Consider the following 6,822-nt stretch of genomic DNA (forward strand, 5'->3'; position numbering starts at 1 on the left):
GCGCTTCTCGGTGGTATACTCATCACTTCAAAAGTTATTTGTAGATAGAGTAATTATGCTGTTAACAATTGATGTAGGAAATTCACAAATTCATGCAGGCCTTTTTAATGGCGATGGTATTGCTTTTCAGTTTCGTTATACAACTGCTGAGGCGCATGGTAGCTCAGATCAGTTGGGGATATTTTTGCGTCAAGTGGTGCGTGAAAACGGCTTTGACCCAAAAGCTATCACCGGTGTGGCAATTGCCTCTGTTGTGCCTGCAATTAACTACTCTTTGCGTGCGGCGGTATATAAATATTTAAATCTGGAGCCATTTTTTCTTCAGCCAGGGGTTAAAACAGGGCTTAAGATGAAAGTGGCAACACCAAAGGAAGTTGGTGCTGATAGGATCGCTGGCTGCATTGCAGCAGCAGAGGCATTTCCAGATAGAAACATTCTTGTCATTGATCTTGGTACCGCAACGGTATTTGACATTGTTACAAAAGATAAAGAGTATCTAAGTGGTGCTATTTTACCAGGGGTGAAAATCTCAGTGGAATCACTAAGTGCTAATGCAGCCCAGCTGTCATCAGTGAGCATTGTAAAACCAGAGTCAGCAATTGGTAAAGACACAGATACCAACATTCAATCAGGCATTTATTATGGTCATTTAGGTGCAATTAAATCATTAAAAGAAGCGATGCTATCTGAGATAAACGATGATGTTTTAACGGTTGCAACAGGTGGATTTTCACAGCTATTTAATCAAGAGGGGCTTTTTGATGTTGTCATCTCTGATCTGGTACTTCAGGGAATTAAGCTCGCGTACCATAAAAATCAAACTAATCAATAAAGGGTAGAAACTTGAGTAAACCAAGCAAACTTGAAGCAGAAAATGCGGTTAAAACCTTGCTTCAGTATATTGGAGAGGATCCAGCAAGAGAGGGGCTTTTAGAAACACCAAAGCGCGTTATCAAGTCATATAACGAGTTTTTTAAAGGCTATAGTGAGGATCCAGATGAGATCCTCTCTAAAACATTTGAAGATGTTGAAGGGTATGATGAAATCGTGCTGTTAAAGAATATGCGTTTAGAGTCGTATTGTGAGCATCATATGGTGCCGATAGTGGGCAAAGCACATATTGCTTATCTGCCAGATGGCAAAGTGGTGGGAATCAGCAAAATTGCCCGTGTATTGGATGTCTATGCCAAAAGGTTGCAAACTCAGGAGCGCTTAACGATGCAAGTTGCGCTTGCCATTGAAAAAGCACTGAACCCAAAAGGTGTGGCTGTTATCATTGACTCAATGCATCAGTGTATGACAACCAGAGGGGTGAGAAAATCAGAAACATCAACGGTGACAAGTTGTATGCGCGGGATTTTTAGAAGAGATGATAAATCTCGTGCAGAGTTAATGGCGCTGATTAATCATCAATAACGTCATTATAAAACAAAGTTATCTGCTTTTCGATTAAAGATATTTCTATGTTTTTGTGCTTCTTGTTTTTGTGAGTCTGAGCGCGTTGGAAACTTACGATCAAAGGTCGCTAAAAATTGATCTGCGCCACTGACATACTCACGTTTTTTGTTATTATCAAATAAGTGTAACATTTTAAGAATAAGTGCCATCGAGTAGCCTGAGTGTGTTCATTTATTGTGATTATATACTATCGATAAACTTCTTTACAATGAAACTTTGAAGTATCTGTGTGGAGTGAGTCGTGATATTGCGAGTTTTGTGAATAGGAACTTCACATTCACAGTTAGAAATACTGAAAAATCCGCTATGTTTGGTATATACTAAGAGACTGTAAAAAATCACTTAAATATGTAGCAGGAAATTTAACTTTATGCGCCCAGGTCCAATCTTTAAGGTATTAGGCACGCTACTGATGTTCTTTAGCATTACGATGCTAACACCCATTATTGTTGACTGGATTTACCATGAAAACAATGCCTTTCCATTTTTATTTGGTTTTATTGTTACATTAGGCTCAGGTCTTATTCTATTTATAATTAGCTCGCGTTCCAAAAAACAGCTGACCATTAAAGATGGCTTTATTGTTGTCCTTGCGATTTGGTCAGTGTTGGGTTTATATGGCTCAATACCTTATATGTATTCTAATGGGCTTCACCTTGGGTTTTCAGATGCGGTATTTGAGTCGATCTCTGGGTTTACCACAACTGGGGCAACGGTAATTCATGGTTTAGATTATTTACCGAAGAGTATTTTATATTACCGCCAGCAATCACAGCTTTTAGGTGGTATGGGGATTATCATCCTTTCAGTGGCTATTTTGCCAATGCTAGGGGTTGGGGGAATGCAGCTTTATCGTGCTGAGGCAAATGGACCTTGGAAAGAAAATAAATTAACCCCAAAAATTGCAGATACAGCAAAGGTTTTATGGCTGATTTATTTATTGCTTGTAGTGCTTTGTATGCTAAGTTACCGTGTCGCTGGCATGGATTGGTTTAATGCAATTAGCTTTTCCTTTTCAACAATTGGCACAGGTGGGTTTGCGCCAACGGATGCATCAATGGCTGGACAAACGCCAATTATTTATATTATCTGTATCTTTTTTATGATGATTAGTGCGACAAGTTTTGCACTTCATTTTAGTGCTTTTCGTAAGCTTTCTGTGCGTGTCTATTGGCGAGACCCTGAATTTAGAGCCTACATTTTCTTTGCCTTTTCAATGGCGGTGATTGTAATTTTAACTTTGATTTCACAAAGTGTCGAATCAAGTAATCATGTGGCATTTTGGGATGGTTTATTTCAAGTAGCATCTTTTGTTTCCAATACAGGATTTACCTCAAATTCAAACTATCATGAGTGGCCACTCTTTTTGCCAATTTTACTGATGGTCATTGGGCTGATTGGTGGCTGTGCAGGATCAAGCTCTGGTGGACTTAAGATCGTGCGTGCGGTACTGATTAGAAAGCAAGCTTTTCGTGAGGCAAGGCGTTTAGTGCATCCAACGGGTGTTTTCCCTGTTAAATTTGGCAATAAAGTAATGTCTGAATCGGTCATGAGTAGCGTTTGGGGATTTGTTGCTGCCTATTTTATGCTATTTATCGTTTTATGGTTGGCCTTGATGGGCTTTGGCGTGCCAACTACTACAGCCTTTTCAGCAGTCGCCGCATGTATTTCAAATTTAGGACCAGGCCTTGGTGAGGTCGGAGTGAACTATGCCTCTTTGCCAACTGCGGTGCACTGGATTTTAAATTTAGCAATGTTAATCGGACGTCTAGAAGTATTTACGGTAGTGGTGTTATTCACCTCAGATTTCTGGCGTCGTTAGGGTCGTTGATAAGCCCTTGTGCATAGAGTTTTTGCAGCGATTGATCAAGTGTTTGCATGCCAATAGATTGATTAGTTTGCAGGGTGTTGTAGATTTGCGGTAATTTGTTTTCACGGATCAGGTTTCTAATTGCGCTATTGGCAATGAGAATTTCATGGGCTGCAACACGTCCACCGGTTTTCTTCTTAAGTAATGTTTGCGAAATAATGGCGCATAATGACTCAGATAACATAGCGCGGATCATTGATTGCTCCTCTGCTGGAAAGACATTAATAACCCGATCGATAGTCTTGGGTGCTGAGGAGGTGTGTAAGGTTGCAAAGACTAAGTGCCCTGTTTCAGCTGCGGTTAATGCTAAACGAATCGTTTCAATATCGCGCATTTCACCAATTAGGATATAATCTGGATCTTCGCGTAATATTGCCTTAAGTGCATTTGCAAAGCTTAGAGTATCTCTTTTCACTTCACGCTGATTAATAAGACATTTATCACACTGATGAACAAATTCTATTGGATCTTCAATCGAGATGATGTGACCTGCTTTGTGATGGTTAATATGATCAATCATTGCAGCCAAAGTGGTGCTTTTACCAGATCCTGTAGGCCCTGTAACAAGTACAAGCCCATTTTTATTGTCTAAAATCTGCCTAAAAATCTCTGGTGCATTAATATCACTTAAGCTTAAAACTTCCTCTGGAATGGTTCTAAAAACAACAGAAATACCACGATCTTGTTTAAAAATATTAACTCGGAATCTGGCACCAATTTGTTTTTCGCTAATAGAAAAATCACACTCCATGGTTTGGTTAAACTCTTCTTTTTGGGTTTCACTCATAAGACTATACGCCATTGATTGAATCGTATTATTATCAAGCTTTTCATCATGTAGAAATTCCATCTCACCATCGATTCTCAGCATAGGCTGAACGCCTGATGATAGATGTAAATCAGAGGCTTTTTTTTGAGTGGTGATAGCTAATAATTCTTGTATATCCATGATACACTGGGCTCAGATTATACTTTGATATTGTAAAGCATAGCAGATGAATAACGCGCTTAGAGATCAAATTAAAAAGAATATTAATGCTATTCAAGATAGGGTTAGTCTATATGCAGATAAATATGACCACCCTCGACCACTTTTGCTTGCTGTCAGCAAAAAGCAATCAATTGAGAAAATTCATTATGCTCATATGGCGGGACTAAATGAATTTGCTGAAAGTTATTTACAAGAGGCGTTAGAGAAGATAAGAGCGCTGCCAGAGATTCAATGCTGGCACTTTATTGGTCAGTTACAGTCAAATAAACTAAAAGATATTGCCACACATTTTAATTGGGTGCATACATTAACAAATACCAAACATGCAAAGAAGCTAAATGAATATGCCGCGTTACATGACAAAGTGATTAATATTTGCATTCAAGTGAATATTGATAAAGATGAGAATAAGGGGGGTATTGCTCCTGATGGTGATGCTTTGCAGCATTTGGCGTTATTTGTTTTACAGCACTGCCCAGCCCTTAAACTAAGAGGTGTTATGTGTATTTTAGAGAAAAATGAATCATATGCGCATCAATACCAAAGTTTTTGTTCACTAAATAAATTAAAAGGGCTAGTGGAAGAGGCATGTCACTATAAGCTTGATACGCTTTCTATGGGCATGAGTCAGGACTTAGAGGCTGCAATTGCGGCAGGTAGTAGCGTTTTAAGAGTCGGCAGTGCAATTTTTGGCAAGCGCATTTAATGACCATTGTTAGAGCATTTAATGATTTGAAATTACAGTAAAAACTGACTCAATAGAAAATACTTTACCATTTTGCAGCTTTTGTAGTTGAATTGGCTAAATAAGATAATTATAATGATCCAAGGCATGTTAATTTTGTTGTGTGCTAACAGATTCAAGTTCTGTGTCCATTCGCAGGGGCATTGCACCCTGCGTCATTCCACATGATGGATGACGTAGGCTCTGCACAATCAACCGTTAGATCTTATAAATTCTCTTTAAAACTGGCGATACAATTAATACGATGATGCCACAAATAAATGCAAAGATACTCAAGTGATAAAATACATTGTAGTAGGCTTCGGCCTGTGCACCCGATGCACTGCCTACATCTGTGAAAGTGGCAATGTAACTTGCAATATAATTACTAAATGAAGATTTAATCCCCCAAACACCGAACATAACCGCAACGATGTCAACTGGAGATACTTTGCTGATTGCAGCAAGTCCAGTTGGGCTACAAGCCAGCTCTCCCATGGTAATCAGTAAATAACCTGCAACGATCCATAAAATAGACACAAGTTCGCCTTGCATTGCTGAATAAGCACCAAGAGTGAAAATGCCCATTGCAAAAGAGGTTAACACAAGTCCAGAGCCCATTTTAGCAAACACGCTTGGATTATATTTAGACCAAAGCGCAGCAAAAAAGGGCGCTAGGATAATAATAAATAAGCTATTGAGGGACATGGTGCTTGCCGATGAGATACTAAATCCAAAGACATTGAGATCAACTAAGCGCTCAGTAAATAGTAGGACGCTTGTTGCAGTTTGCTCGAAAAGCGCAAAAAACACCATCACGATTAAAGAGAGCTTTATAACGGCTAAAATAGCCATAATGTAGCGCTTTCCACCTTGGGTGGCTTTGAAGATCAAATACAATAAAACAAAAGCGGCCACAATATAAAGAAGCTTTGTAGTATCGGTTGGATTGGCGATAAAATAGGTAAAGATACTGGTGGATAAAATGCCGACAATTAAAATGCTCAGGCGTGTTGTTAACGAGGCATTCATTTGATCTTCAGGTAATACTTTCTTTTTCTGGCCGATAAGAAAAACAACCAGACCAAGCGCCATTCCAAATGCAGCAAGTCCAAATCCAACATGCCAACCAAAGTATTTGGCGATAATCGGAACCAGTAAGATAGAAACGCCAGCGCCAAGGTTCACGCTCATGTAAAAAAGTGTATATCCTGCATCGCGTCTAGGGTCATCTTTAGAGGTGTATAAGCGACCGATGCTTGCAGCCATTGAGGACTTGAAAAATCCCGTGCCAACGACAACAAATGCAAGTCCAAGAAAAAAGACACTTTGTAGGGTTAAAAGTAAATGACCTATCATAATAAGCACACAGCCATATTTTACACTGGTTGTGTGCCCAAGATAGGCATCAGAGATATAGCCACCAATGACAGGTGCCATATAGATAAAGGCAACATAGGCGCCATAGGTCATGTAAGCTTGAGTATCATTCATTCCCCAAAACTCACTGGTTAGTCGCCCCTGAAAAAGTAGCTTTTCACATTGTTTTTGTGTGTTTATTGTTCACTGAACTTTATTTCAAAACTCAAAGATATGCCCTAATTGAGTTGAGCCAGCTTCTTCTGGATAAAAATAAATCAAACAGTGACATGCAGGACACAAATACCCAACCCATCTACCAGAGTGACTCATTTAATCTGTGTCAGGTATGTCTAAACAGGTGTCAATAACCTCATCACATGCTTAAGATTCATTCCCATTCCCGCTGAGATTGCATTA

7 protein-coding genes are annotated in these 6,822 nt (G+C 39.3%); 4 read left to right on the plus strand and 3 right to left on the minus strand.

Features of this window, described 5'->3' with window-relative positions:
• Positions 1-55: 55 nt before the first annotated feature.
• A complete protein-coding gene (locus A37Q_RS0104025; RefSeq protein ID WP_018298992.1) occupies positions 56-832 on the plus strand; it encodes a type III pantothenate kinase in 777 nt (258 codons plus the stop codon).
• An 11-nt stretch (positions 833-843) separates the two neighbouring features.
• Positions 844-1,416, plus strand: coding sequence for a GTP cyclohydrolase I FolE (gene folE, locus A37Q_RS0104030; RefSeq protein ID WP_018298993.1), 573 nt, complete (start codon positions 844-846; stop codon positions 1,414-1,416).
• Positions 1,417-1,421: 5 nt separating this feature from the next.
• Here folE and A37Q_RS0104035 read toward each other — a convergent pair whose 3' ends face one another.
• Positions 1,422-1,607, minus strand: a complete 186-nt coding sequence (locus tag A37Q_RS0104035; RefSeq protein WP_018298994.1) for a CBU_0585 family protein — start codon at positions 1,605-1,607, stop codon at positions 1,422-1,424.
• 221 nt (positions 1,608-1,828) lie between these two features.
• Here A37Q_RS0104035 and A37Q_RS0104040 point away from each other — a divergent pair, with 221 nt between their 5' ends.
• Positions 1,829-3,280 carry a potassium transporter TrkG gene (locus tag A37Q_RS0104040; protein ID WP_018298995.1) on the plus strand — a complete coding sequence of 484 codons (1,452 nt, stop codon included), beginning with the start codon at positions 1,829-1,831 and terminating at the stop codon, positions 3,278-3,280.
• Here A37Q_RS0104040 and A37Q_RS0104045 read toward each other — a convergent pair.
• Complete coding sequence (locus A37Q_RS0104045) at positions 3,255-4,277, minus strand: type IV pilus twitching motility protein PilT (protein ID WP_018298996.1); 1,023 nt, start codon at positions 4,275-4,277, stop codon at positions 3,255-3,257. The two genes, A37Q_RS0104040 and A37Q_RS0104045, sit on opposite strands and share 26 nt — an antisense overlap.
• A gap of 46 nt (positions 4,278-4,323) precedes the next feature.
• Here A37Q_RS0104045 and A37Q_RS0104050 point away from each other — a divergent pair, with 46 nt between their 5' ends.
• Positions 4,324-5,025, plus strand: coding sequence for a YggS family pyridoxal phosphate-dependent enzyme (locus A37Q_RS0104050; protein WP_018298997.1), 702 nt, complete (start codon positions 4,324-4,326; stop codon positions 5,023-5,025).
• A 237-nt stretch (positions 5,026-5,262) separates the two neighbouring features.
• Here A37Q_RS0104050 and A37Q_RS0104055 read toward each other — a convergent pair whose 3' ends face one another.
• Positions 5,263-6,537 carry a peptide MFS transporter gene (locus tag A37Q_RS0104055; protein ID WP_018298998.1) on the minus strand — a complete coding sequence of 425 codons (1,275 nt, stop codon included), beginning with the start codon at positions 6,535-6,537 and terminating at the stop codon, positions 5,263-5,265.
• Positions 6,538-6,822: the final 285 nt, after the last annotated feature.

Origin of the sequence: Fangia hongkongensis FSC776 = DSM 21703 (genome assembly GCF_000379445.1) — a bacterium.
In the GTDB taxonomy this organism is placed as follows: domain Bacteria; phylum Pseudomonadota; class Gammaproteobacteria; order Francisellales; family Francisellaceae; genus Fangia; species Fangia hongkongensis.